Origin of the sequence: Thauera aromatica K172, assembly GCF_003030465.1 — a bacterium.
GTDB lineage: Bacteria > Pseudomonadota > Gammaproteobacteria > Burkholderiales > Rhodocyclaceae > Thauera > Thauera aromatica.
Window position 1 is genome coordinate 2,836,343 of the sequence record NZ_CP028339.1, and the last position, 25,642, is coordinate 2,861,984.

Below are 25,642 nucleotides of genomic sequence, written 5' to 3' on the forward strand. Positions count from 1 at the left end.
GTTGAAAGACTTGCATTATAACCGAGCCACCTTCCCCCTCGCGGGCGGCACGGCGGCGTTGCTTAGCATGCACGAGCCTCCCCTCCGCGTTCTGTGGTGAATTTCTGGGTAGACGCAAAAACGCCCAGAGGTTGAGTATTCTCTGGGCGTTTTTTTGTGGGTTAGTCTGACGATGACCTACTTTCACGAGGGCGGACCTCACTATCATCGGCGCGAGTGCGTTTCACGGTCCTGTTCGGGAAGGGAAGGGGTGGTACCGCACGGCTATGGTCGTCAGACTTTGACTTGTTCTCTGCGTTGGACTGCAGAGCAAAGGAGGAAGAAGGGTGTTGTGTGATTGCCATGCGCGATGTGTGGTTTCGGGCATGGGTTGAGTTCGTTTTGTTTTGAAGGTTATAGGATCAAGCCGCACGGGCAATTAGTACCGGTTAGCTGAACGTGTTGCCACGCTTGCACACCCGGCCTATCAACGTTGTGGTCTTCAACGACCCTTCAGGGGGCTCGAGGCCCCGGGGAAGTCTCATCTTGAGGCGAGTTTCCCGCTTAGATGCTTTCAGCGGTTATCTCTTCCGCACATAGCTACCCGGCGATGCGACTGGCGTCACAACCGGTACACCAGGGGTGCGTCCACTCCGGTCCTCTCGTACTAGGAGCAGGCCCTCTCAAACTTCCAGCGCCCACGGCAGATAGGGACCAAACTGTCTCACGACGTTTTAAACCCAGCTCACGTACCACTTTAAATGGCGAACAGCCATACCCTTGGGACCGGCTACAGCCCCAGGATGTGATGAGCCGACATCGAGGTGCCAAACTCCGCCGTCGATGTGAACTCTTGGGCGGAATCAGCCTGTTATCCCCAGAGTACCTTTTATCCGTTGAGCGATGGCCCTTCCATACAGAACCACCGGATCACTATGACCTGCTTTCGCACCTGCTCGACGTGTGGGTCTCGCAGTCAAGCCACCTTTTGCCATTGCACTATCAGTACGATGTCCGACCGTACCTAGGTGACCTTCGTACTCCTCCGTTACCTTTTGGGAGGAGACCGCCCCAGTCAAACTGCCCACCATGCACGGTCCCCGACCTGGATTCACAGGCCTGGGTTAGAACCTCGACGACACCAGGGTGGTATTTCAAGGTTGGCTCCACCGGAACTAGCGTCCCGGCTTCAAAGCCTCCCACCTATCCTACACAAGTCCCGTCAAAGTCCAATGCAAAGCTACAGTAAAGGTTCATGGGGTCTTTCCGTCTAGCCGCGGGGAGATTGCATCTTCACAAACATTTCAACTTCGCTGAGTCTCAGGAGGAGACAGTGTGGCCATCGTTACGCCATTCGTGCAGGTCGGAACTTACCCGACAAGGAATTTCGCTACCTTAGGACCGTTATAGTTACGGCCGCCGTTTACCGGGGCTTCGATCAAGAGCTTGCACCCCATCACTTAACCTTCCGGCACCGGGCAGGCGTCACACCCTATACGTCCACTTTCGTGTTTGCAGAGTGCTGTGTTTTTAATAAACAGTCGCAGCCACCGATTCTCTGCGGCCCCTTCGCCCTTCGGATGTTCTCCTACAAGCTAACGGGGCATACCTTCTCCCGAAGTTACGGTATCAATTTGCCGAGTTCCTTCTCCTGAGTTCTCTCAAGCGCCTTGGTATTCTCTACCAGCCCACCTGTGTCGGTTTGCGGTACGGTCACTCTATGACTGAAGCTTAGAGGCTTTTCCTGGAAGCTGGGTATCACTCGCTTCGGACCCGAGGGTCCTCGTTATCATGCCTCAGCTTAGCCGCGCGGATTTGCCTACGCAGCACGCCTACACACTTGAACCACCTATTCCAACAGATGGCCGAGCTAACCTTCTCCGTCCCCCCATCGCATCATAGAGCGGTACAGGAATATTGACCTGTTTCCCATCGACTACGCATTTCTGCCTCGCCTTAGGGGCCGACTCACCCTGCGCCGATGAACGTTGCGCAGGAAACCTTGGGCTTACGGCGAGGGTGCTTTTCACACCCTTTATCGCTACTCATGTCAGCATTCGCACTTCCGATACCTCCAGCATCCCTTACGAGACACCTTCGCAGGCTTACGGAACGCTCCCCTACCACGTGTCAAAGACACATCCGCAGCTTCGGTTCATGGCTTGAGCCCCGTTACATCTTCCGCGCAGGACGACTCGACTAGTGAGCTATTACGCTTTCTTTAAAGGGTGGCTGCTTCTAAGCCAACCTCCTAGCTGTCTAGGCCTTCCCACCTCGTTTGCCACTTAGCCATGCATTTGGGACCTTAGCTGGCGGTCTGGGTTGTTTCCCTCTTGACACCGGACGTTAGCACCCGATGTCTGTCTGCCGTATATCACTTTGCGGTATTCGGAGTTTGCTATCGCGGGGTAGATCGCAATGACCCCCCCAACGATTACAGTGCTCTACCCCCGCAAGTGTCCGTACGACGCACTACCTAAATAGTTTTCGGGGAGAACCAGCTATTTCCGGATTTGTTTAGCCTTTCACCCCTATCCACAGCTCATCCCCTAACTTTTCAACGTTAGTGGGTTCGGACCTCCAGTACCTGTTACGGCACCTTCATCCTGGCCATGGATAGATCATCCGGTTTCGGGTCTACGCCCAGCAACTACGACGCCCTTATCAGACTCGCTTTCGCTACGCCTCCCCTATTCGGTTAAGCTCGCTACTGAACGTAAGTCGCTGACCCATTATACAAAAGGTACGCAGTCACCCCTTACGAGGCTCCCACTGTTTGTATGCATGCGGTTTCAGGATCTATTTCACTCCCCTCCCGGGGTTCTTTTCGCCTTTCCCTCACGGTACTGGTTCACTATCGGTCGATCACGAGTATTTAGCCTTGGAGGATGGTCCCCCCATCTTCAGACAGGATTTCTCGTGTCCCGCCCTACTTGTCGCACGCTCAGACCCGCCACCGGCTTTTCGCATACGGGACTATCACCCTGTATCGTCGGACTTTCCAGACCGTTTTGCTAAGCTGATGGTTTAGTCGTGCAGGCTGTTGCGCGTTCGCTCGCCACTACTTGCGCAATCTCGGTTGATTTCTGTTCCTCGAGCTACTTAGATGTTTCAGTTCGCTCGGTTCGCCTCCTCAGACCTATGGATTCAGTCTGGGATACCCCTTGCGGGGTGGGTTTCCCCATTCGGACATCGTGGGATCAAAGCTCTATTGCCAGCTCCCCCACGCTTTTCGCAGGCTTACACGTCCTTCATCGCCTGTGATCGCCAAGGCATCCACCACATGCACTTAGTCGCTTGATCCTATAACCTTGAACCCTCTTCGGTGTTGCCACCTCGAAGGCCCACGTACAGGAACGAACTCGTTTGTGCGATCAAGACTGTGCTGACTACGCAGCCTTGATCAATGCAATCACACAACTTGCAGTACGTACCGGCTACGATACGTACTGCACTTCTTCCACTTTGTTAAAGAGCGAACCTCAATGTCCGGCAGCACCGCTGCCGTTCAAGAAGTAAGAGATGACGAGCTCACGCTCGGCATCTCTTACTTCTCGTCTCGAAACCTGGTGGAGCTGGTCGGGATCGAACCGACGACCTACGGCTTGCAAAGCCGCCGCTCTCCCAGCTGAGCTACAGCCCCCTACTGTCTCGAGCAACCCATTGTTGGTGGGTCTGGTTGGGTTCGAACCAACGACCCCCGCCTTATCAAGACGGTGCTCTAACCAGCTGAGCTACAGACCCTCTCATCCGAGGCTCTTCGCCTGAACAACCGATAAGTTGTGGATACTTGGCCGCTGCGACCTGTTCTCTTGAAAGGAGGTGATCCAGCCGCACCTTCCGATACGGCTACCTTGTTACGACTTCACCCCAGTCATGAATCTCACCGTGGTAAGCGCCCTCCCGAAGGTTAAGCTACCTACTTCTGGTGAAACCCACTCCCATGGTGTGACGGGCGGTGTGTACAAGACCCGGGAACGTATTCACCGCAGCATGCTGATCTGCGATTACTAGCGATTCCGACTTCACGTAGTCGAGTTGCAGACTACGATCCGGACTACGATCGGCTTTTTGGGATTGGCTCCACCTCGCGGCTTGGCAACCCTCTGTACCGACCATTGTATGACGTGTGAAGCCCTACCCATAAGGGCCATGAGGACTTGACGTCATCCCCACCTTCCTCCGGTTTGTCACCGGCAGTCTCACTAGAGTGCCCAACCAAATGATGGCAACTAGTGACAAGGGTTGCGCTCGTTGCGGGACTTAACCCAACATCTCACGACACGAGCTGACGACAGCCATGCAGCACCTGTGTCCAGGCTCCCGAAGGCACCCTCGCCTCTCAGCAAGGTTCCTGGCATGTCAAGGGTAGGTAAGGTTTTTCGCGTTGCATCGAATTAATCCACATCATCCACCGCTTGTGCGGGTCCCCGTCAATTCCTTTGAGTTTTAACCTTGCGGCCGTACTCCCCAGGCGGTCGACTTCACGCGTTAGCTGCGTCACTCAGTGCATTGCTGCTCCGAACGACTAGTCGACATCGTTTAGGGCGTGGACTACCAGGGTATCTAATCCTGTTTGCTCCCCACGCTTTCGTGCATGAGCGTCAGTACAGGCCCAGGGGGCTGCCTTCGCCATCGGTGTTCCTCCTGATCTCTACGCATTTCACTGCTACACCAGGAATTCCACCCCCCTCTGCCGTACTCTAGCCTTGCAGTCACAAACGCAGTTCCCAGGTTGAGCCCGGGGATTTCACATCTGTCTTACAAAACCGCCTGCGCACGCTTTACGCCCAGTAATTCCGATTAACGCTCGCACCCTACGTATTACCGCGGCTGCTGGCACGTAGTTAGCCGGTGCTTCTTAGTCCGGTACCGTCATCCATGGCCTATGTTAGAGACCACGATTTCTTCCCGGCCGAAAGAGCTTTACAACCCGAAGGCCTTCTTCACTCACGCGGCATGGCTGGATCAGGGTTGCCCCCATTGTCCAAAATTCCCCACTGCTGCCTCCCGTAGGAGTCTGGGCCGTGTCTCAGTCCCAGTGTGGCGGATCATCCTCTCAGACCCGCTACGGATCGTCGCCTAGGTGAGCCTTTACCTCACCTACTAGCTAATCCGACATCGGCCGCTCCAATCGCGCGAGGTCCGAAGATCCCCCGCTTTCTCCCTCAGGACGTATGCGGTATTAGCGTACCTTTCGATACGTTATCCCCCACGACATGGGCACGTTCCGATGCATTACTCACCCGTTCGCCACTCGCCGGCAGGCCGAAGCCCCCGCTGCCGTTCGACTTGCATGTGTAAAGCATGCCGCCAGCGTTCAATCTGAGCCAGGATCAAACTCTTAAGTTCAATCCTACAAAGTACTCAAAATACTGACTTAAGCACCCACACTTATCGGTTGTCCAATTTTTTAAAGAACCGCTGCTCGTGCAGCGAAGGAGGCGAATTATGTATTCTTGGAAACTCGCCGTCAACCGCTTTTCAAACTTATTTTTTCGAGCACATCTGCATTGAATCGCAATATCAGCGACGCGACGCAGCAGGTACCGAAAACAAACCCGGAACAAGTCCGGGTGCTGACTCACCCACATTCGAGCTGAAATCCCAATATTTTCAGTGTTTTCGGATTTCTCAATTTCAGTATACCGTCAAAAATACCGTCATTCGATCCAGCCCAGCGCCTTTGCCGCATCGCGGCCTGTTGTCGGGTTGCCCAGCAGGTGCGCGGCCAGGTGAGCAGCACCCACGGCGGGAAACCGAGCGCTCCAGTATCGGCCGGTGGTGTCGCTCGCCGCCAGTGCACCCGCGGCGTTCAGGCGCTTCTGCCGCGGGCCTGCGGGCAAGCGGGCGTTGGCCTGGTCACAGCGGGTGCAGACGCCGAACAGCACGCCGAGTTCGGTGTGTGTGCCGTAGTGGACCCGGGCGAAAGGCCCAGGCAGCCTACAGCACGCGCACTGCCTCATTGATCGTAGGTGCGGGTGGCCGAGCTGATGCGCACACCCTTTTCGATGGAGCTCGATCGCGCGCTGGGCGAGACATCTTCGTGCATGCAGTTCCCATTGGCGCGCGGGTCGCTCTCGAGCTTGAGGCCGAGCGCGTCAGCACGGGCGTTGTCGGCGGCCATCTCGGCCTCTACTGCCCACGGGTCATCGCCTTTTTCCAGGATGGCTGCGCTGCGAGTCTTGAGGCCGGCGCGGACCTCCTTGATGCGTGCGTCGACGTCCTGCACGGGGTGCAGGTAGTCCCAGCCCTGCGGCGCCCATTCGACTTGCAGCGCATGGCGGAATTCGGCCTGAGTCAGCCGGCCGGCAAGCCAGGCCGATTTGGCCCAGGCGCGGCGGATCTTGCGGCAGAGCTGCGGGATGAGGATGTGCCACTGGCGCTGCTGGCAGTGGCGGCGGAACTCGAGCAGGATTACGCGCAGGGCGCGGTCGGAAACGTCGCGTAAGTCGCCAGTGAGCAGTTCGTAGGGGATGCCGCTACCGGCCGCGACGTACTGGTGCTGGTTGCGCATGTAGTCGCCGTAGTTGGTGCCGGCGTCGGGCGGGGAGGAAAACTTGACGTCTTCGCCGGGGGCGAGCTCCTGGCCGGTGCCGGGTTCGAGGGGGGCAATTGGGACGCCGTCAGGGCCAGTCTCGACTAGCCCTCCGCTGAGCGGGTCGGGGGTCGGGGTGGCGCCTTCCGGCGGGCGGGTGACGAAGAAGGTGAAGAGATTGGCGATTTCTTGCCGGTGCAGTACGGCGTCGTCGTAGTTGCCAATGCCGCGCAGCTTGGGCAGGATCGCGGCGAATTCGGACACGCCGCGCAACTGGCCGGGGCGCTCGGGTTCGTAGATGTGCAGCACCTGGTCGGCCGGGACGCACGCCAGGTCGGCGGTGCCGATCGAGGTGGTGGTGGCGTCGCCGGGGTGGTTGCGATGAAACCAGTAGGCGGCGCGCCGACCGATGGCGTCGAATTCGATGCCGCTGCGGATGCTGTGCCCGGGTGCGAGGCCGGGGGCGCTGTCGGTGTCGAGCAGCGGGACCATTTCGGCCTCGAGCACCTGGAGCTGCAGCGGCGCGGCGAGGCCGTCTTCGAGCCGGCGCGGGCGCAGACGCACGAAAACTTCGCCGGCCTCGATCCAGTTGCGGGCGACGAGGGCCTGTAGGCCGTAGAGGTCGAGTACGCCGTCGGCGTCGCACTCTTCGGACCAGTCGTCCCACAGGGCGATGAGCTTGGCGCGCAGTGCGGTGTCGGCGATCTTGGGGCGGGCGAGGATGCCGGTGCCGACCAGGTTGGTGGCCCACCGGCTGCGGGCGCCCTTGGCTGCCCATTCATTGCGGCCGGCGTCACGGGCGCGGTTGCGGATGTTTTGCAGGCCGGCGATGGCACGGTTGGGGCCGCTGTCGGGAGTGGCCCAGCCGATGAGGCGGCGGCCGTTGCCGGCGCTGTCATAGCGGGCCACGGCGACGGGTCTGCGCGTCTGGGCAATGCGGGGGGTTGGCTGTGCTACGGCCATCGGCGCCGCGGGAGCGGCGGATTGGCGTTTTAGCTTCTTGCTCATCGTGGGTCCCTGGTGGGTCATTGAAGGGGGCAGGTTTCACACCTCGTGGTGGGTCCAAATGGCTGCACGCCGTTTTCCACCGTTAGCGCCCGTGTGCCTGCCTTGCGGTAACCCGCTTTCCTCAACCGTGCGGGCGGGCTGTCCGCGTCCAGGAACGCTAGATGAGCCCCGCGTCCTCGGCCTCATCCAGCGGCGCACCCAGCACGGCGGCCGGGTTCGTGTCGGGCCGGAAGGCATTGCGGCCTGCTCGCGTCTCTGCAACATCCCGCAGCTCAAGGGCGTAGATCGCGCGGCGCAGTTCGCGCAATCGGGCTTCGCGCTCGGCGGGGGCCATCGCCTCGCCCATTTCTGCGGCGGCTGCGATTGCATGGCGACTCAGTTCGTCCGCGAGGTCGTTGGCAAGCAGCCCGATTGTCAGCCGGCGGACCCACGGCAAGGCCGATGCGCCGTAGCTGCCCTCAAACAGCAGCCGAACGCCGGCCGCAGGGTCTTTGCTGGCCACGCGGCCGAAACTTGCCAGGGCGTCCGCGAGGTCGGCTGCCTGCGCGGTGCAGGCCGCTTCGATCTGTGCGCGGATGGCTTCGGCGGTGGCGGGCATGCGATCGATGCGCACCAGCTCGGCTTTCAGGTTCGCGATTTCGGTTCGTGTGCTCATGATGGCTTCCTGATCAGCGGGTGGTGATGGTGACGGTTGCGCGATCCGCATCAATGACGCCGAGCTTGCGGGCTGCGCCCATGACTGACGTGTAAAGCTCGGCGTCGTGCGGGGGCGCTGCGGTCGCTGTGGCAGTGTCGAAGGCTTCCAGGCGCTGGATTGCGTCATCAAGCCCTTCCTGATGAATCACCATCTGCGCTTGCCGTTCCTCGGCACTCACAGAAAGTCCGCTCGGGTGCCGTCTCCAGGATTCGAGCGCGCGCGCTGCCGCATTGCAGGATTCGCGGTGGCGTTCAACCTCCAGGTGCATGGCGTAGCGGCGGTCGTTTCGGTTGCGCACGAACTCGTTATGTGCCTCGAAGCGGGCCTGCAGCTCTGCAACAAGCTGCGCGGCGCCTTTGCGCCAGGTCAATTTTTGCGGGTTCATTTCCAGGGCTCTCCGTTGAGGAATCGATTCAGGTCCAGTGCGCGGACGAAGCGGAGGCCGCGCGGGCCGATGTGCAGCACTTCGGGCACTTCGCCTCGCACGGCGGCGGCCTCGTAGAGTGCGGGACTCATGCCGCACAGTGCGGCCACGGCGGCCAGGCGGTAAAGGCCGGTTGTCGGTTCGGTGACAGCCGTCGCGGCGGGATCAAGCCGGTTTGTCATGGTTTCGCTCGGGTGGCTTTGCATGGATCGCATGATCGCGCTTGGATCGGATTCGGGCCTGTGGGGAGATTTCCGCGCGCTTAGTCGGGGGCTCTCTCGTCGAGCGGCGGCGAGTTTTCAAGCTCTGCCAGATAGTCGAGGCTGTCGAGATCGGAAGACTCGTCATCCCCGAACGTCTCGGCCATGTCGGCATCGGAGAACCGACGGAACAGCCGGCACGACAGGCGGTCGAGGTCGTCGGGAAGGTTGCCGGCTTCCGCAGACGATGCCAGGGCGGGCCACTGGTCGGCAATGCCGGCCAGCAGGTCATGCAGGCGGGTTTCTATTTCGTCGTTGTGCATACGCAAGCGCATCGATTCATTCAGCGCGGCGGCCAGCGATTCCCGCTCGGCGGCAAGTTGGTCCCGCTCGGCCAGGGCTTGCTTCAGTGCGTCCCGCAGCTCACGCACCTGCTCGCGCAGCTCTGGAACATCCTTCGCCAGACCCTTGAACACGCGCGCCCGCAGGCGGGCCGGGTCCGTGCGCTCGAAAACCTGCCTTGATGCCGTTACGGGGTCAAGCAGACCATCGGGGCCCAAGCTGACGACACCACGCTTGATCCAGTCGGACACGGCTTGCTTGCTCACCTCGCACATCCGGGCGAACTGCGCGGGGCGGACGCGCATCGCTACCAGTTCCTGAGGGTCAAAGGGGAGCATCGGTGCGGAACTTGACGGCGGGGCTTTTTCCGCCTGGTCGGAGGGGGCTTGGTGGTCGTGCGTCATGTCGTCAGTCAGGATGTCAATGGTTCAGTTGTTCATGGGGGTGCTACCTACCCGGAAAACATGGCTCTCCGTCCCCTTGTGGATTGCGCCCTACAGGGGCCCCTGTGTATTGCGGAGTTTTCGGTGTGGTGTGGTCTGGCCCATCTACCCCGTCGACAATGTCGACCGGGGTAAGGCGTAAAGCCGTAAGTGATTCATATAGAAGAAGAAAAGGTTAAAAATAGCTCTATGGCGACAATGTCGATTAGGTCGACAGAAGCTTCGGATTGACGATGCAGGCCTCGGTCGGCGGTGCGCCCTTGTTTCGCCTGGTGTAGTGCCGCAGCACATCCTGCTGCTCCAGTCGCTGCAGGGCCTTGGTCAGGCGCTCCAGGGTGCGGAAGCGGCCCTCCATCGCCTTCTGGCATTCCCGCCGGCTGAACTCCTCCAGGCCGTTGGCCTTGATCCACTTCACGATGGCGCCCGCATCGGCGTCGATGCCGTCGGTACCCAGCAGACCGAATGCCGCCTGTGCGTGCGGGATCAGCAGGCGCCCCAGCGCGACCGCCCGCGCCGTCGCAGCCTCGCTCACCTCTTCGGCATGGCGCCCGACTTCGGCCAGTTCCAGCAGCGCCGCGATGCGCGCCACCGCACCGGGCAGCTTGCTGGTCCAGTCGCTGATTGACTCGTAGCGCCCGCCCTCGCCCTGGTGGTCCTCGATCTCTTGCGCGAAGTCCGCCCACAGCTCGAGGGCCGGCTCAGTCATCGCCAGAACGCGCGGCTTACCCGGCACGGCGGGCACGTCCTCCAGCAGCCGGAACAGCGCGGCCTCGTAGTCGTCGCGCACCTGGTCAGGGATTGCCACCCGGCGCCGCACATCGCGCTTGCCGACATTGCTCGCCGGCATGGCGAAGAGAAAGCGCGCCAGCAGACCGGAGTCGCGGAAGCGGCGCGAGGCTGCCACCTCGGACAGCACGCCAGGTTGCAGAGCCAGGCCGAAGGACAGCGCCGGCTTGTCGACGTGCGCCTCGCGACCAGCGCGGTCCACACGCATCGCCGTTCCGGCGTGGCCCTTCAGGAAGGCGTCGAGGTTGGCACTGCCGCCGTTGTAGATGCCGGCCATGATCTGGAAGATGCCGGCCTCGTCGCTCAGCAGCGCCATGCGCTCGCCGTACTCCGCCAACATCGCCTGCAGCCGTTCGGCGGTCACGTCCTCGGTGAAGAGGCGAGGCGCGCGCAACTCGGCCGGCATCGTGTCCTTCTCGTGCTGGATATCACTGCGGATGCGTTCGCGCTCGTGGTCGTCCTTGGCTTTCGCGGCATCGGCCAGCAGGCGCTCGATGCGCTTCTCGGCCACCTTGCGCGCCGACGCCACCCGCCCACGCTCGGCGCGGCCTCGGTCGTACTCCAGCTTCTCCCAGCGCAGCAGCGGTGCCGTCATGGCACTGAACACTGCCGACTTGCGCGCGCCACTCGGCAGCGCCGTCAGCGTCCAGAGCGCAAGCGGCTCGGTGTAGTCGTCACCGAATGGCGCCACCTCGAAGCGGCGTTGCAGCACGGCCGCCAGCACCGACAGCCCCACCATGACAGCAAGCGCAGGCGGCGTCTGGGTCGAATCCGCCACCGCACCGGCCATCGACCCCAGCCAGTCGGGCAGGATCGTGGCGGGGATCTCGGGCGCCTTGACCATGCCGGGCAGGTGCGGATCAGGCCATTCCGGCGCAGGCGTCTGCACCGCCTGAGCCGCAGCGGTGGCGAGCACCTTGTCGACGGTCGCCTTCACGGCATCCGGGCCGGCGAGCTGCGCCAGGTCGTTGAAGTCGGTCGGCTTAGACATGGGCTACCCCCTCGAAGCTCGGAAAGGCCACCCGCGCGCCGATGGCCTTGGCGGCCTGGTGCGCGGCCGTCAGGCCGGGATTGCCGAGCGTGCCGGTGTCGTTGTCGGCGCAGATCACGAAGCGCAGGCGGGGGAACTTGGCCCGCAGGGCGCGGGCCACGGCGATGAGGTTGCCGCAGTTGAAGCAGACTGCCACGGCGTGACCCGTGGCCTGGTGCAGCGTGGCGGCGGTGGCGTAGCCCTCGGCGAGCAGCAGGGCATCGTCAGGGCGGCCAATGGCGTAGTAGCAGCCGGCGATGCGCCCGCCGGAAAGGAAGCGCTTGCCGCCGTCCGGGCCGATGAACTGCAGGGTGTGCAGCCGGCCCTCGGTATCGCGCGCCGGCACCATGAGCTGGTCGCGCAGTGCCCGCAGGCCGTAGGTGTGCACGCCCTTGGATTGCAAGTATGGATGATCGTCGGTCGCCGGCTTGGCGCCGTTCCACAGCTTCAGCGCGCGTGCTGCGGCGTCTGCACGAACGCGCGCCTCTTCGGCTGTGCGCGCCTGCTGCGCTGCCTGCAGCTTGCGCTGCAGCTCGGCGCGCTCGACCGGCGTCATCGTCTCGTTGGTGGTGGCCTTCCAGGTGTGCTGCTCGCCCGTTCTCCACGAGCCGAACACGCCGGCCGGGACCGGCTGCCGATGCAGCACGGCCCAGCCGTTGCGGCTGCCGGCCTTGTCCCCCTGCACCCGGAAGCGGACGATGCGCCCCTCGGGCAGCTCAAGCGGCTTGACCGGTGCCAGGCCTGCGGCGACGATGGCGTTCAGGAACTCATTGTCCACGGGCTACCTCCAGTACGGCGCCAGGCCACTGCAGCAGCATCTCGTCGGCGGTCGCGCCCTGTGCGCAGAAGACGGTGAAGGGGGTGCGGCCGGGCGGGGTCACACGCCACATGCGATGCGCCCGCAACATGCCGGCGAGGCTACGCAGCGCCTCGTCGGCGCCGGGCACCCCCTGCCGGCTCTGCATCTTGAGCAGGCGCAGGATCTCGCGCCGCTGCGCCCGGCTGCCGTGCTGCATCGTCCAGTCGAAGTCGATCGGCGTGGGGTTGCGCGGGTTCGGGTCGCGGCCCAGGCCGGCGCCCTTCGGGTAGTTATCGTGTGCCATGGTGATCTCCAGGAGCGGCGGCAAGGGGGCGCAGGGCGTACTCGCCCGCCAGGTCGGCGGCGGCCTGGTAGCCGAGCGTTCCGACAAGGGCGAAGGCGGCGAGCAGTGCCGCGGCGACGAGGGCGGTTCTCATGAGCGGACCTCATCACCAGCAAGCTGCATGCGGACCCTGCGGTCGGCCTCCTGGCCGATTTCGACCAGTCCGCCGATAGCGTCGAGGCTGTGTGCCAGCGAGCAAAGCAGATCGAATAGGCCGCCGGGTGTCTGGAAGCTGCCAGCGCTGCAGGGCGCCTCTTCACCGGACAAAACGAGGCATGCGACGCCCTCGCAGAGGGCCGACAGGCGGCGCGCTTCGTCGCCCGCCAGCTCGGTGAGTTGAGCGACGGTTTCCAACTCCTGAATGGTCATGCCGTCCTTCGCCCGCTCGTAAAGCGTGCACAGGGCCGTGTGCATGGTGGTGCTCATGGCCGCACCTCACCGCCAAGCTTCGAGTGGCGATCGAGAACGCTGCCGGCATGGCTCTCGAAAATGGCGGTTACCTCGCCAACGATGGACGAGTCCTCATCGCGGATCGCACGTTTCAGGACGGCCAAGGCGCTTGTGAGCGCGATGTACTCGTCCCGCAGGTCGGTGTACTTTTCGATGAGGTCGGCGACGCTCAGGCAGCCGATCCCCGGAAGCTGGGCTTTCATACCGAACCCCCTTCGACCTTGGCGATTGCCTTGCGCAGTGCCAACAGCAACGCGCCTTCCGGCGAGAACTTGTCCGCATGGAAGCGCTGCCGGGTCAGCAGCGCTTCGGCTACGCGAGCCGCTTCGAACAGATCCGGGGCGGCAGCGATCAGGCGTTCTGTGGCATCCGCTTCGGCCAGGTTGCGGCAGGCGCCGGAGAACACTTCGGCGATGGCGGCGCCGTCTGCAAAGATGATGCGGCGGTCATGGCCCCAGGGGCCGGCGACATAGGACGTGCTCATCATGCTGCCCTCCCGCCGAAGCTCAGACGGTAGGCGAGCACCGGGCCGGCGATGCGGCGCAGGGTGCGGTACAGGGTGAAGCGGGGGATGAGGGTGTGGGCGCGCGTGCCCGATGCGGAATGACGCATGGCTGATGCTCCTTCGTTTGCGGTTTGAATACCGCTCCCCGCTGTCAAACGGGGGTGGCGGTCGCGTGTCGGGTTGACAGACCGGAACGAAGGCACCGGCGAGCCTTGCGGCTCCCCAACACGGACCGCCATAGACGAGGCAGCACATGCGGTGGACGTAAAAAATCCGCCAGGGTGGCGGACACATCCGCCTTCGTTATTCGGGCTGTCAATCCCGTTGCCTGTTGTTTGCAGGCGAGGGGAATCATGCCGGCTGCCAGTGGACCGTGTCAAGCGGATCACGCGGACACCCCGAGCGCGGCCAGGTGGCGGCGGATGGCGCCGACGTTCCAGCGGGTGGTGGCGGGGCCGGTTTTCACGCCGCGCGGCAATTTGCCGAGCCGCGCATCGCGCCAGACTGAAGACTCCGAACGCCCCAGGATCAGGGCCACATCCTTGACGGTGAGGCTGAGAGCCGAGTCGGGAAGACTATCTAGTTTCGCCAGGGCGGCGGGGATTGAAGGGGGTTGCATCGGTCGCTCCTTGGTGCGCCGCCCCCTGTGCCAATATGACCTGCGTCACCTACCCCTGACCATTTAGTGAGCAACGAGGTAGGCATGACGACCACCACTCAACCCACGGCATCGATGCACATTCTGAAGACCTCTGCCGATCCGCTCGTCTCGGAAGGCGCCCGTAGGGCGACTGAAGAGACGAGCGGATCGGCGGCGCCGACCGCGCAGCCCGGTGCCAACACCGAGGTCGTGCCGCGCGCCCGACGCCGGCAGTTCTCCAACGCCGACAAGCGGCGGATCCTCGACGCGGCTGACCGTTGCACCCAGCCCGGCGAGATCGGCGCGCTGTTGCGCCGCGAGGGCGTCTACTCATCGAGCCTGAGCACTTGGCGGCGCCAGCGCGAGGCCGCCGAACTGGCTGCACTGGCACCGCAAAAGCGGGGCCCCAAGCCGGATCCCGCCGCCGCCGAAGCGCGCCAGATCGCGCAGCTGATGCGCGAGAACGAACGCCTCAAGAGCCAGCTCGACAAGGCGCACCTGATCATCGAGGTCCAAAAAAAAGTTGCTGCCTTGCTGGGCAGTCCGATCGACGACACGCACGACAAGTCATGATGCGCGGCGCCGAAGAACTTGCCCCGGCCCTTGGCATGGCCGCCGCCTGCCGGGCCGTGGGCCTCTGGCGCGGTGCGCCGGCCCGGGCGCGCGCACGGGCCCACCGCGAAGCCCTGCATGGACCGCACCCCCGCCGCACGGCACGCCCCCGTCCGCCGCTGGCGCTCGCCCCCCTCGAGCGCAAGGAACTGCTCGAGGTACTCAACAGCGAGCGCTTTTGCGACACGGCGCCGGCGGCCATCCATGCCACGCTGCTCGACGAGGGGCGCTATCTGGGCTCGGTGCGCACCATGTACCGGGCGCTCGCCGCCAACGGCGCCACGCGCGAACGCCGGCGTCAGCTCACCCATCCGGCCTATGCCAAGCCGGAATTGCTGGCCACCGCGCCCAATCAGGTCTGGTCCTGGGACATCACCAAGCTCAAGGGGCCGGCCAAATGGACCTGCTTCCACCTTTACGTGATCCTCGATATCTTCAGCCGCCACGTCGTGGGCTGGCTGATTGCCGAGCGTGAAAGTGGCGAGCTGGCCGAACAGTTGATCGCCGAGACCGTGTCCCGCCACGACATCGCGCCCGGCACCCTCACGCTGCATGCCGATCGCGGGGCCAGCATGCGCTCCAAGCCCGTGGCCGCCTTGCTGGTCGATCTGGATATCACCAAGAGCCATAGCCGCCCGCACGTCTCGGACGACAACCCCTACTCGGAATCGCAATTCAAGACGATGAAGTACCGTCCAGACTTCCCCGCACGCTTCGGCAGCCTCGCCGACGCCCGTGCCCACTGCCAGACCTTCTTCACCTGGTACAACACCGAGCACCGGCACTCGGGCATCGGCTACATGACGCCGAGCAGCGTCCATTACGGCCAGGCGTATGCCGCGCATCTGCTCCGTCAGGACACTCTCGATGCAGCCTTCCTCGCCAACCCGAAACGTTTCAAGGGGCGCCGCCCTGAGCCCCCCGCGCTGCCCAGCGCCGTCTGGATCAACCCACCCGCAACGGAGACAAACGACGACCCGAACACCCTGGCTTCCCCAGTAAATTCATGAAGCACGGTGACGCAAAGTCATTGACACGTTCCGCCGGGTGGCGCGTTGCGGAGCGAACTCTGGAATTTTCAGACGCGGGCCGAAACCCTCATGCAAGCAGGGTGCGCACTCTGCCGGGCAGGGTTACAGTTTTTCCCACTCTCTACACCAGTCCTCGATCTTTCTTAGTGGACACGAGATGCTTGCATTCTTTGAGTACGGCCGATGCGAAGGCGGCCTTTGATCGGTACTTGCTGGGCAAGACTTGCCATTCCGCCCACTTTGCTTTGACAAAGGCCTTTTCTTGCTGTCGTGGATCAACCGCATGCTTGGACTTAGCCGCATGCACGCCCCGTTTTCTCTGATTTTCGCTCTGCAATTCGGCAAAAGCCTCACGCAAGGCGGGTTTTTGAATCAACAGGTTTTGAAATCGCTCGTGCATTCGGGCAGCGACACACAGCTGATCGACGATCACCGCATGATCGGACGGATTATGCTCTATGGCTAAGCGGCAGCCATCAATCGCATTGACCGCCATCACAAGCAACCCTCCTACACCGAGTTGATTGCATTGCTCATGGAACGCTCGTGATGCACCCTCAAACCCGTTAGGAATAAGGACCCCGCAGTTAGCAGGGTGTTGATTTAATGCACTTTCCAGCATCTGCGCGGGCTCTACGGCTGATATAATTACGTCTGCATTTCTACAGCAATTATTCCCATGCGCGGCATCGACCACAAACAGAACGCCCTGTTCAGCTACGTCAATATCGAAGATCGAATTGCCCCCGATCATCCGTTGCGCCGGATCAAGACGCTGGCCGATATGGTTTTGCGCACGATGTCGCCGCATTTCGATGCGCTCTATGCCGAGGGCGGGCGCCCCTCGATTGCGCCGGAACGCTTGCTGCGCGCGTCGTTGTTGCAATGCCTGTTTTCGATTCGCTCGGAGCGCGCACTGGTCGAGCATATCGACTTCAACATGATGTTCCGTTGGTTCGTCGGCCTGACGCTGGACGAGGCGGTATGGGATCACTCGACGTTCAGCGCCAATCGCGAACGGCTGCTCAAAGAGAGCGTGATGCGCGAATTCTTCGGCGGCGTGGTGGCGATTGCCGAGTGGGCAGATCTGGTCTCGGACGAGCATTTCAGTGTCGACGGTTCGCTGCTGCGGGCGTGGGCCTCGCACAAGAGCCTGATGGCGCGCGACGGCTCGGACGAACCACCGGGGCCGGACCAGGGGCGCAACCCCGAGGTGGACTTCCGAGGGCAGAAACGCTCGAACAAGACGCACGTCTCGCGCACCGACCCGCAGGCCTTGCTGGCCAGCAAAGGCGGCGCAGGTGCCTACCTGAGCTTCACGACTCATGCGCTGGCGGAGAACCGCAATGGGCTGATCGTCGATGTGCATACCACGCAGGCCACGGGCACCGCCGAGCGCGAGGCCGCGCTGGTGATGGTCAAGCGCACCGTGAAGCCGGCCGATGCGACGCGCGAACCGACGCTGGCCGCCGACCGGGGGTACGACACCGCCGAGTTCATCGCTGCGCTTGAGCCGCTGGGCGTGCTGGCGCACGTTGCCGCCAAAACCAAGGGTAGTGCCGTCCCCGTGGCGCTCAAGGCCACGGAGGGCTATGCGGTCAGCCTGCGTCGTCGAAAGATGATCGAAGAGGCGTTCGACTGGAAACCGAAGGTGACGGTGAGATTTTCAACACCCTGTTAGGATCGCCCTCGCTCAATCGATCGAACAGATCGTGGAGAATCTCTTGCCGCATCTCAGAAATGCTGTCACGGACGGCATCGAGCGTAATGCCTTCAGGCGATGCGAGGTCGGACAGGTCTTGCTCAAGCCACTGCAGCTTGGATTCAATAGCGGATAACACGATGCGCTCCTTCAATAGCGCACCTTCAATGGTGGACGCCGCGCCAGGTCGGTGAAGGTGCCCGACTCTTCGCCCGGCCAAAGGCTAGGCGCAGCATGTCAAGATTATCAGGCTCGGCGCTGAGTGATGTCGATCACCTCTGCGCCCTTCCTCACCTGGTCGAGCCAATCCGCCCACTGCTGCATCATCACCTTGCGCTGCGGCAGGAACTTGGTTCGGTTGTACGCACGCCCCAGCACATCCGGCACCTGGTGCGCGAGCTGGTGCTCGATCACAGCAGCATCCACGCCCAGCACCTCGTGCAGGATCGTGCGCGCCATCGCCCGGAAGCCGTGGCCGGTGATCTCGGTGCGGGTGTCGTATCCCATGCGCCGCAGTGCGTTGTTCACGGTGTTCTCGCTCATGGGCTTGCCATGGTCCCGCACCCCCTGAAACACGAACCGGCCGTGTCCAGTCAACGGGTGCAGATCTCGGAGAATGTCGGCGGCCTGTCGTGACAGCGGGACGATGAAGTCGCGCCGCTTCTTCATCTTTTCGGCAGGAATCCGCCACTCACCCTGCTCGAGGTCGATCTCGGACCATTCCGCCTGTCGAAGCTCGCCCGGTCGGACGAAGAGCATCGGAGCAAGGCGCAGGGCGCTGCGCACGATCAGCGAGCCCTTGTAGCCCTCGATAGCCTTGAGCAGTGGGCCCACCTCCCCTACTTCGGTGATCGCCGGGAAGTGCTTCTTCGATACCGGCGTCAGGGCACCTTGAAGGTCGGCAGCAGGGTTGCGGTCCGCACGGCCCGTGGCAATGCCATAGCGGAAGATCTGGCCGGCGATCTGCTTGGCACGGTGCGCCGTGTCGACCGCGCCCCGCTCCTCGATGCGTCTCAGTGTGCGCAGCAGCTCGGGCGCCGTGATCTCGCCGACAGGACGATTGCCTAGCCATGGGAAAAGATCCTTCTCCAGAACGGCGAGCGCCTTCTCCTGCGTCAGCGGGGTCCACTTCGCGCTCTTGAGCTTGTGCCATTCACGCCCGATGACCTCGAAGGCGTTGGCGACGGCTTCGACGCGAGCCTGCTTGCTTTCCTTTTTGGCTGCTACGGGATCGGTCCCGGCGGCGATCAGCTCCCGCGCTCGGTCTCGCGCCTTGCGAGCCTCAGCCAGGGACACGTCGGGGTAACTCCCCAGGGCAAGCGTTTTGCGCTTTCCATCGAGTCGGTAGTCGAGCCGCCACAGCTTGCCGCCGGTCGGCTGGATCAGCAGGTACATCCCGCGCTCGTCGGCGAGTTTTCGCGGTTTGTCGGTTGGCTTTGCTTGCCTGACGGCAACGTCATTCAGCGGCATTTCCCACCCCTCGCAGCACCCGCCGTGGCGGTATACCGTCAAGGGTAGCGTGTACCGTCAGGTGTACCGCCACTTTTGACGGTATGGGGTGCGATGGTGTGGAACGGCTTGGCACAAGAAAAAACCCGCAAAGCCTTAAGCTGTGCGGGTTTTTGTACTGCTTGCCACGGCGTGGCAGGTGTTCTTGGTGGGTGCTGACGGGATCGAACCGCCGACATCCAGCTTGTAAGGCTAGCGCTCTACCAACTGAGCTAAGCACCCGCGCATTGCACCGCCTCCAACAATTCAGGCAGCACAGCAAAGTCCGTCAGTTTACCGTCTCTTTCAGACTTTTGCCAGCGCGGAATTTAGGGACTTTGGCAGCCTTGATTTTGATGTTCTTTCCTGTGCGCGGATTGCGCCCAGTACGGGCGGCACGCTCTCCAAGATAGAAAGAGCCGAAGCCAACCAGGGTGACCGTATCATTTTTCCGGAGCGCTTCGGTCACGGTTGCGACGGCCGCGTCGAGCGCGCGCCCGGCATCCGCTTTGGTGAGTGAGGCCTTCTCCGCAATGCTAGCGACAAGTTCTTGTTTATTCACGTAACCCCTCCGGATGTGAACTGCGTTCGAACGAACTTCACCAGATCCGCGCCGGGCGCGGGACTCAGAGCCACTCAAGAAACCGGACTGCTTCACACGTGCCTGTCTTATAGCGCGCTGAATTCAGGCCTGTCAACGACAGTGCGGCAACGGCGACAAGGACTCACCCATGAAGTTCGCGGCGGCCATTAGCGGGGCGTCATCGGAAGGGCGGATCAGTGAGCACGCGCACCCGCCTGCGTGCCAGAGACCTCTTCCGTGGTGCCGGCCACTGTCGCAGCCACGCTCGTCGACTCTTCCGGAAGCGGCTCGGGCTTGCGCTCGAGAGCGAGTTCGAGGACGCGGTCAATCCATTTCACAGGTACGATCTCGATCGCATTCTTGATGTTATCCGGGATCTCGGCCAGATCCTTGACGTTCTCCTCCGGAATCAGCGCGGTCCGGATGCCGCCACGGACGGCCGCCAGAAGCTTTTCCTTGAGACCGCCGATCGCCAGGACCTCTCCGCGCAAGGTGATCTCCCCTGTCATTGCGACATCGCAGCGCACCGGAATACCGGTCAGCACCGACACCAGCGCCGTAGAGATCGCAATCCCCGCCGAGGGTCCATCCTTCGGGATGGCTCCTTCGGGCAGGTGGATGTGGATGTCGCTCTTCTGGTGAAACTCGGGGTCGATCCCTAGCGAGCGCGCACGCTTGCGCACCACCGAAAGAGCGGCCTGGATCGATTCCTGCATCACTTCACCAAGTTTACCGGTGGTCAATACCTTGCCCTTGCCGGGCAGTTGCACCGCTTCGACGGTGAGCAGCTCGCCGCCGACTTCGGTCCACGCCAACCCGGTAACCTGGCCGATCTGGTTTTCCTTTTCGGCCATGCCGAAGCTGTACTTGCGTACGCCCAGGAACTTATCGAGGTTCTTCGCGTTGACCACCACCTTGCTGCTGCGGCTCTTGAGCAGGAGCTGCTTGACGACCTTGCGGCAGACTTTGGAAATCTCGCGCTCGAGGCTACGCACCCCCGCTTCGCGCGTGTAATAGCGCACGATGTCGCGCAGCGCGTCCTCGGTCAGCGACATCTCCTCCGTCCTCAAGCCGTTGTTTTTCAATTGCTTGGGCAGCAGATAGCGCTGAGCGATATTGACTTTCTCATCTTCCGTGTATCCCGACAGACGGATCACTTCCATCCGATCGAGGAGTGCGGCCGGAATGTTCAGCGTATTCGCCGTAGCGACGAACATCACGTCTGAAAGATCGAAGTCGACCTCGACGTAATGATCCTGGAACGTGTGATTCTGCTCCGGGTCGAGCACTTCGAGCAAAGCCGAGGACGGGTCGCCGCGGAAGTCCATACCGAGCTTGTCGACCTCATCGAGCAGGAACAGCGGATTCTTCACTCCGACCTTGCCCATGTTCTGCAGGATCTTGCCCGGCATCGAGCCGATATAGGTGCGGCGGTGGCCGCGGATCTCGGCCTCGTCGCGCACTCCGCCCAGCGCCATGCGGATGAACTTGCGGTTGGTCGCCTTGGCGATCGACTGGCCGAGCGAGGTCTTTCCCACGCCCGGAGGGCCGACCAGGCACAGGATCGGCGCCTTGACCTTATCCACGCGCTGCTGCACGGCGAGGTATTCGAGGATCCGTTCCTTGACGCGCTCCAGGCCGTAGTGATCCTTGTCGAGCACCTTTTCGGCCTCGCCCAGGTCTTTACTGACCCGCGACTTCTTCTTCCACGGCAGGCCGATCAGGGTATCGATGTAGTTACGCACGACGGTCGCCTCAGCGGACATCGGCGACATCAGGCGCAGCTTCTTGAACTCGGCCTCGGCCTTGGCCAAAGCCTCCTTCGGCATCCCGGCGGCCTTGATCTTCTTGTCCATTTCCTCGAGGTCGGCGCCGTCCTCGCCTTCGCCGAGTTCCTTCTGGATCGCCTTGACCTGCTCATTCAGGTAGTACTCGCGCTGGCTCTTCTCCATCTGGCGCTTGACCCGGCCGCGGATACGCTTTTCCACCTGGAGGATGTCGAGTTCCCCCTCGAGTTGGGTCAGCAACTTCTCGAGGCGAGCACCGGTATCGAACATCTCCAGCACTTCCTGCTTCTGCTCCAGGCGCAGCGGCAGATGGGCGGCGATGGTATCGGCAAGGCGACCGGCTTCCTCGATGCCGGCAAGCGAACCGAGGATTTCCGGGGGGATTTTTTTGTTGAGCTTAACGTACTGATCGAATTGGGCGATGGTCGCGCGCCGCATCGCCTCCTGCTCGTTGTCGCCGCTTTCGGCAAGCGGGACCGGCCTCACCGTCGCAACGAACAGGCTTTGCTGGTCCTCGACGGTATCGATGAGGGCCCGCTGCACACCCTCGACCAGGACCTTGATGGTGCCATCGGGCAGCTTCAGCATCTGCAGGATGTTGGCGACGCAACCGATCGAATACAAGTCTTCGACCGACGGTTCGTCCTTGGCGGCAGACTTCTGCGCCACGAGCAAAATGCTCTTTCCCGCCTCCATGGCGTTTTCCAGCGCCTTGATGCTCTTGGGGCGGCCGACGAACAGCGGGATGACCATGTGCGGAAAAACCACCACGTCGCGCAGCGGCAACAGCGGCATTTCCATCGCTTCGTTGGGGAGGTCAGCAGGACCCGACATTTTTTCTTTCCTTAAGCAAAAGGTCACCCCCATTTATGGGCGTGACCTGGAAATTCAAGCGGCGGGTTGAATTCGGCCCCGCACACCGAAGGTGCGGGAGAGCCTTTCAGTTGGCGCCCGACACCTTCTGCTGCTCGGCGTAAATCAGCAAAGGCTTGCCCCCTTCTTCGATGATCGACTCGTCCACCACGACCTTCTCCACCCCTTCCAGGGCAGGCAGGTCGTACATGATGTCGAGCAACGCGGCCTCGAGAATCGAGCGCAAGCCGCGCGCGCCGGTTTTGCGCTTGATCGCCTTGCGGGCCACTGCATGCAGGGCGCTCGGACGAATCTCGAGCTCGACCCCTTCCATCGAAAACAGCTTCTGGTACTGCTTTACCAGCGCATTCTTGGGTTCGACGAGAATTTGGATGAGGGCATCCTCGTCGAGTTCCTGCAGCGTCGCGACCACCGGCAGACGGCCGATCAGCTCAGGAATCAGGCCGAACTTGATCAGATCTTCCGGCTCGACCTGGCGGAAAGTGTCGGTCAGGCTCTTCGCTTCGCGGCTCTTGACCTCGGCACCGAAGCCGATGCCGACCTTCTCGGTACGATTGCGGATGACCTTTTCCAGTCCATCGAAGGCGCCACCACAGATGAAGAGCACGTTGGTGGTGTCGACCTGGATGAAATCCTGGTTCGGATGCTTGCGCCCGCCTTGGGGCGGGATCGACGCCACCGTACCTTCCACCAGCTTGAGCAGCGCCTGCTGCACTCCCTCGCCGGAAACATCCCGGGTGATCGAAGGGTTGTCGGCCTTGCGCGAAATCTTGTCGATCTCGTCGATGTAGATAATGCCCTGCTGCGCCTTGTCGACGTCGTAGTCGCACTTCTGCAGCAGTTTCTGGATGATGTTCTCGACGTCCTCGCCGACATAGCCGGCCTCGGTCAGCGTCGTGGCATCGGCCATCACGAAAGGCACGTCGAGCAGGCGCGCGAGCGTCTGCGCGAGCAAGGTCTTGCCCGAGCCGGTGGGGCCGATCAGCAAAATGTTGCTCTTGGCCAGCTCGACATCGTCCTGCTTGGCTTCGAGATGGCGCAAGCGCTTGTAGTGGTTGTACACGGCCACCGCCAGGTTGCGCTTGGCCTGCGCCTGCCCGATCACGTACTGATCGAGGATTCCGCAGATCTCGTGCGGCGTCGGCAGCGCACCCTTGAGATTTTCCGAATCCGCGGCGCCGACGATCTCATCGCGGATGATGTCGTTGCACAACTCGATGCATTCGTCGCAAATAAAGACGGAGGGGCCGGCAATCAGCTTGCGCACCTCATGCTGGCTCTTGCCGCAGAACGAGCAGTACAGCAGCTTTTCGCCGCCTGCCTTCTTGTCCGCCATGTGAAATCTCTCCTGAATCAGGTGTCGTCGCGACTGGTCAGCACCTTGTCGACCAGGCCGTACTCGACCGCCGCCGCAGCGGACATGAAGTTGTCGCGATCGGTGTCCTTCTCGATGCGTTCGAGCGATTGGCCGGTGTGCTTGGACAGCATGTCGTTCAGGCGCGCGCGCAGGTAGAGGATTTCGCGGGCATGGATTTCGATATCCGAAGCCTGGCCCTGGAACCCCCCGAGGGGCTGATGGATCATCACCCGCGAATTGGGCAGAATGAAGCGCTTGCCCTTCTCTCCCGCTGCCAGCAGGAAGGCCCCCATGCTCGCAGCCTGGCCGATGCACAGCGTGCTGACGTTCGGCTTGACGAACTGCATCGTGTCGTAGATCGCCATCCCGGCAGTCACCGAGCCGCCGGGCGAGTTGATGTAGAAATAAATGTCCTTGTCCGGATTTTCCGACTCGAGGAACAACAACTGGGCGACGATGAGGTTCGCAGTGACGTCATTGACCGGGCCGACCAGGAACACCACCCGCTCCTTTAGAAGGCGCGAATAGATGTCGTAAGCGCGCTCGCCGCGACCGCTCTGCTCGACCACCATCGGAACCAGGCCGAGACCGACCGGGTTCCAGTCGCTGCTGTGCTGGGGTGTTCCTTGCATCATGGATCAGACCCTCTGCGGCATCAGGCCGCGTTGTTGCCCATCAGTTCGTCGAACGCCACGTCCTTGTCGGTCGTGTCGGCCTTGCTGCTGACCCAGACGACGACGTTATCTTCGATGACCACGGCTTCGGCCTGGGCCAGGCGTTCGGGTTCGGAGTAGTACCAGCGCATCAGTTCGGACGGATCCTCATAGCTCTGTGCCATTTCCTCGACCAAGGCACGCACCTGCTCGGGCTTGGCATGGAGTTCGTTGGCCTTCACCAGTTCGGCCATGATCAGGCCGAGCTTGACCCGACGCACTGCCTGATCGGCAAACCAGGCCGGCTCCACCGGAATGTCCTTGGTCTTGAGGCCGCGCATTTCCAGGTCGCGGCGGGCGCTGTTGGCGAGTTGCTCCGACTCGGCCTGCACCAGCGCCTTGGGCACTTCGATCGGAGTCGCGGCGAGCAGCGCCTCCATGACCTGTTCCTTCACGCGGGACTGGATGCGGCGCTTCACCTCGCGCTCGAGATTGGCCTTCACCTCCTCGCGCAGCTTGGAGACGTCACCATCGGCCACACCGAGCGCCTTGGCGAAGTCGCCATCGACGGTCGGCAGCACGGCCTCTTCGACCGCCTTGAGCGTGACCTCGAACTGCACCGCCTGGCCGGCCAGGTGCTGTGCGTGATAGTCCTCGGGGAAGGTCATATCGAAAGTCTTGCTGTCGCCCGCCTTGAGACCGGCAACCGCGCCCTCAAACTCCTTCAGCATCGATCCAGCGCCAATCACGAAGGGGAAATCCTGAGCCTGACCACCATCGAACACCTCACCGTCCTTGCGCCCGGTGAAGTCGATCACGACACGGTCGCCTTCGGCTGCGGCACGATCGACGGCGGTGAACGTGGTGCGCTGCTTGCGCAGCACGTCGATGGTCTGGTCGACTTCGGCCTCACCGACGCTCAGCACGGGACGCTCGATCTTCTGGCCGGCAAGATCGCCGACCACCACCTCGGGGTACACTTCGAACACCGCGGTGAATTCCAGGGTGCCTTCGGTAGCGGCCTCCTTGGGCTGGATCTGCGGGTAACCGGCAACGCGCAGGTTTTCCGCGCGCACCTTGTCGCCGAAAGCCTTTTCCACCGCGGCACCGACCGCCTCGCCGCGCGCCTGGCCACCGTGCGTCTGGGCGACGATCTTCATCGGCACCTTGCCCGGGCGGAAACCCGCCATCTTCACCGTGCGGGCGATACGCTTGAGGCGGTCATCCACCTCTTTCTCGATGTCCGCCAGCGAAACGGCGATGTCGATACGGCGCTCCAGCGCGCTCGGGGTTTCCTGGTTCTGCTCCATTGAGTCGATCCTGAGAAGTCAAAAATCCGTTCCCGCCCTTCCAAGGACACGCGCCGAAACAC

At 62.3% G+C, this 25,642-nt stretch carries 24 protein-coding genes, 3 tRNA genes and 3 rRNA genes; 2 read left to right on the forward strand and 28 right to left on the reverse strand.

The window, feature by feature from the left end; all coding sequences use genetic code 11:
* Window positions 1-164 precede the first annotated feature (164 nt).
* The 20 genes from rrf to Tharo_RS13435 all read right to left on the reverse strand — a co-directional run bounded on the left by rrf (window position 165) and on the right by Tharo_RS13435 (window position 14,163).
* Window positions 165-278: ribosomal RNA gene (rrf, locus tag Tharo_RS13350) — 5S ribosomal RNA — on the reverse strand.
* Between the two features lie 119 nt (window positions 279-397).
* Window positions 398-3,282: ribosomal RNA gene (locus tag Tharo_RS13355) — 23S ribosomal RNA — on the reverse strand.
* Window positions 3,283-3,546: 264 nt separating this feature from the next.
* Window positions 3,547-3,622 (reverse strand) — tRNA-Ala (locus tag Tharo_RS13360).
* A gap of 24 nt (window positions 3,623-3,646) precedes the next feature.
* A tRNA-Ile gene (locus tag Tharo_RS13365) sits at window positions 3,647-3,723 on the reverse strand.
* Between the two features lie 71 nt (window positions 3,724-3,794).
* Window positions 3,795-5,331: ribosomal RNA gene (locus tag Tharo_RS13370) — 16S ribosomal RNA — on the reverse strand.
* Together the 16S, 23S and 5S rRNA genes with 2 tRNA genes alongside form the textbook arrangement of a ribosomal RNA operon.
* 311 nt (window positions 5,332-5,642) lie before the next feature.
* Window positions 5,643-5,870, reverse strand: coding sequence for a hypothetical protein (locus Tharo_RS13375; protein ID WP_107221636.1), 228 nt, complete (start codon window positions 5,868-5,870; stop codon window positions 5,643-5,645).
* A gap of 71 nt (window positions 5,871-5,941) precedes the next feature.
* A complete protein-coding gene (locus Tharo_RS13380) occupies window positions 5,942-7,426 on the reverse strand; it encodes a phage portal protein (RefSeq protein WP_211309615.1) in 1,485 nt (494 codons plus the stop codon).
* A 256-nt stretch (window positions 7,427-7,682) separates the two neighbouring features.
* Window positions 7,683-8,180: a hypothetical protein gene (locus Tharo_RS13385; RefSeq protein ID WP_107221638.1), complete on the reverse strand. Its 498-nt coding sequence runs from the start codon at window positions 8,178-8,180 to the stop codon at window positions 7,683-7,685.
* A gap of 13 nt (window positions 8,181-8,193) precedes the next feature.
* Entirely contained in the window at window positions 8,194-8,607 is a 414-nt protein-coding gene (locus Tharo_RS13390; protein WP_107221639.1) for a hypothetical protein, read from the reverse strand.
* Complete coding sequence (locus tag Tharo_RS13395) at window positions 8,604-8,828, reverse strand: helix-turn-helix transcriptional regulator (RefSeq protein WP_107221640.1); 225 nt, start codon at window positions 8,826-8,828, stop codon at window positions 8,604-8,606. The genes Tharo_RS13390 and Tharo_RS13395 overlap by 4 nt, the downstream gene beginning before the upstream one ends.
* Window positions 8,829-8,908: 80 nt before the next feature.
* Window positions 8,909-9,592, reverse strand: a complete 684-nt coding sequence (locus tag Tharo_RS13400; RefSeq protein ID WP_159051705.1) for a hypothetical protein — start codon at window positions 9,590-9,592, stop codon at window positions 8,909-8,911.
* Window positions 9,593-9,836: 244 nt separating this feature from the next.
* Window positions 9,837-11,408 carry a YfjI family protein gene (locus tag Tharo_RS13405; protein WP_107221642.1) on the reverse strand — a complete coding sequence of 524 codons (1,572 nt, stop codon included), beginning with the start codon at window positions 11,406-11,408 and terminating at the stop codon, window positions 9,837-9,839.
* The gene (locus Tharo_RS13410) at window positions 11,401-12,225 is read right to left on the reverse strand and encodes a toprim domain-containing protein (RefSeq protein ID WP_107221643.1); all 825 of its coding nucleotides are present in this window, start codon (window positions 12,223-12,225) and stop codon (window positions 11,401-11,403) included. The genes Tharo_RS13405 and Tharo_RS13410 overlap by 8 nt, the downstream gene beginning before the upstream one ends.
* Window positions 12,215-12,550 carry a hypothetical protein gene (locus Tharo_RS13415; protein WP_107221644.1) on the reverse strand — a complete coding sequence of 112 codons (336 nt, stop codon included), beginning with the start codon at window positions 12,548-12,550 and terminating at the stop codon, window positions 12,215-12,217. Before Tharo_RS13415 ends, Tharo_RS13410 begins: the two co-directional genes overlap by 11 nt.
* Window positions 12,537-12,683: a hypothetical protein gene (locus Tharo_RS17595; protein WP_159051706.1), complete on the reverse strand. Its 147-nt coding sequence runs from the start codon at window positions 12,681-12,683 to the stop codon at window positions 12,537-12,539. Before Tharo_RS17595 ends, Tharo_RS13415 begins: the two co-directional genes overlap by 14 nt.
* Window positions 12,680-13,015: a hypothetical protein gene (locus Tharo_RS13420; RefSeq protein ID WP_159051707.1), complete on the reverse strand. Its 336-nt coding sequence runs from the start codon at window positions 13,013-13,015 to the stop codon at window positions 12,680-12,682. The genes Tharo_RS17595 and Tharo_RS13420 overlap by 4 nt, the downstream gene beginning before the upstream one ends.
* Window positions 13,012-13,242, reverse strand: a complete 231-nt coding sequence (locus Tharo_RS13425; RefSeq protein ID WP_107221646.1) for a hypothetical protein — start codon at window positions 13,240-13,242, stop codon at window positions 13,012-13,014. The genes Tharo_RS13420 and Tharo_RS13425 overlap by 4 nt, the downstream gene beginning before the upstream one ends.
* Entirely contained in the window at window positions 13,239-13,526 is a 288-nt protein-coding gene (locus Tharo_RS13430) for a hypothetical protein (RefSeq protein ID WP_107221647.1), read from the reverse strand. Before Tharo_RS13430 ends, Tharo_RS13425 begins: the two co-directional genes overlap by 4 nt.
* The gene (locus Tharo_RS18085; RefSeq protein WP_281257401.1) at window positions 13,523-13,651 is read right to left on the reverse strand and encodes a hypothetical protein; all 129 of its coding nucleotides are present in this window, start codon (window positions 13,649-13,651) and stop codon (window positions 13,523-13,525) included. Before Tharo_RS18085 ends, Tharo_RS13430 begins: the two co-directional genes overlap by 4 nt.
* Before the next feature lie 278 nt (window positions 13,652-13,929).
* Window positions 13,930-14,163 (reverse strand): helix-turn-helix transcriptional regulator, encoded by a 234-nt coding sequence (locus Tharo_RS13435; RefSeq protein ID WP_107221648.1) that lies wholly within the window; start codon window positions 14,161-14,163, stop codon window positions 13,930-13,932.
* Between the two features lie 114 nt (window positions 14,164-14,277).
* On the opposite strand from Tharo_RS13435, the gene Tharo_RS13445 reads away from it, so the two are divergent.
* Window positions 14,278-15,806, forward strand: a protein-coding gene (locus tag Tharo_RS13445; protein ID WP_425444958.1) for an IS3 family transposase whose coding sequence is annotated in 2 segments (ribosomal slippage) — window positions 14,278-14,743 and window positions 14,743-15,806 — 1,530 coding nt in all. Because the reading frame shifts where the segments join, the coding sequence is not laid out codon by codon here.
* Window positions 15,807-15,948: 142 nt separating this feature from the next.
* Here Tharo_RS13445 and Tharo_RS17600 read toward each other — a convergent pair.
* The gene (locus Tharo_RS17600) at window positions 15,949-16,323 is read right to left on the reverse strand and encodes a hypothetical protein (RefSeq protein ID WP_159051708.1); all 375 of its coding nucleotides are present in this window, start codon (window positions 16,321-16,323) and stop codon (window positions 15,949-15,951) included.
* A gap of 183 nt (window positions 16,324-16,506) precedes the next feature.
* Here Tharo_RS17600 and Tharo_RS13455 point away from each other — a divergent pair, with 183 nt between their 5' ends.
* The gene (locus Tharo_RS13455; RefSeq protein ID WP_245880901.1) at window positions 16,507-17,508 is read left to right on the forward strand and encodes an IS5 family transposase; all 1,002 of its coding nucleotides are present in this window, start codon (window positions 16,507-16,509) and stop codon (window positions 17,506-17,508) included.
* A 267-nt stretch (window positions 17,509-17,775) separates the two neighbouring features.
* Here the strand turns inward: Tharo_RS13455 and Tharo_RS13460 are convergent, their stop codons facing one another.
* From Tharo_RS13460 to tig, 7 genes are all read right to left on the reverse strand, one after another.
* Window positions 17,776-18,999, reverse strand: a complete 1,224-nt coding sequence (locus Tharo_RS13460) for a tyrosine-type recombinase/integrase (protein ID WP_107221650.1) — start codon at window positions 18,997-18,999, stop codon at window positions 17,776-17,778.
* 185 nt (window positions 19,000-19,184) lie between these two features.
* Window positions 19,185-19,260, reverse strand: a tRNA-Val gene (locus Tharo_RS13465).
* Between the two features lie 46 nt (window positions 19,261-19,306).
* On the reverse strand, window positions 19,307-19,675 hold the full coding sequence (locus Tharo_RS13470) for an HU family DNA-binding protein (RefSeq protein WP_281257402.1): 369 nt from the start codon (window positions 19,673-19,675) through the stop codon (window positions 19,307-19,309).
* A 119-nt stretch (window positions 19,676-19,794) separates the two neighbouring features.
* Window positions 19,795-22,221, reverse strand: a complete 2,427-nt coding sequence (lon, locus tag Tharo_RS13475) for an endopeptidase La (RefSeq protein WP_107221652.1) — start codon at window positions 22,219-22,221, stop codon at window positions 19,795-19,797.
* 106 nt (window positions 22,222-22,327) lie between these two features.
* Entirely contained in the window at window positions 22,328-23,596 is a 1,269-nt protein-coding gene (gene clpX / locus Tharo_RS13480) for an ATP-dependent Clp protease ATP-binding subunit ClpX (RefSeq protein ID WP_107221653.1), read from the reverse strand.
* A 17-nt stretch (window positions 23,597-23,613) separates the two neighbouring features.
* The gene (gene clpP / locus Tharo_RS13485; RefSeq protein WP_107221654.1) at window positions 23,614-24,252 is read right to left on the reverse strand and encodes an ATP-dependent Clp endopeptidase proteolytic subunit ClpP; all 639 of its coding nucleotides are present in this window, start codon (window positions 24,250-24,252) and stop codon (window positions 23,614-23,616) included.
* Between the two features lie 20 nt (window positions 24,253-24,272).
* On the reverse strand, window positions 24,273-25,580 hold the full coding sequence (gene tig / locus Tharo_RS13490) for a trigger factor (RefSeq protein ID WP_107221655.1): 1,308 nt from the start codon (window positions 25,578-25,580) through the stop codon (window positions 24,273-24,275).
* Between the last annotated feature and the right edge of the window lie 62 nt (window positions 25,581-25,642).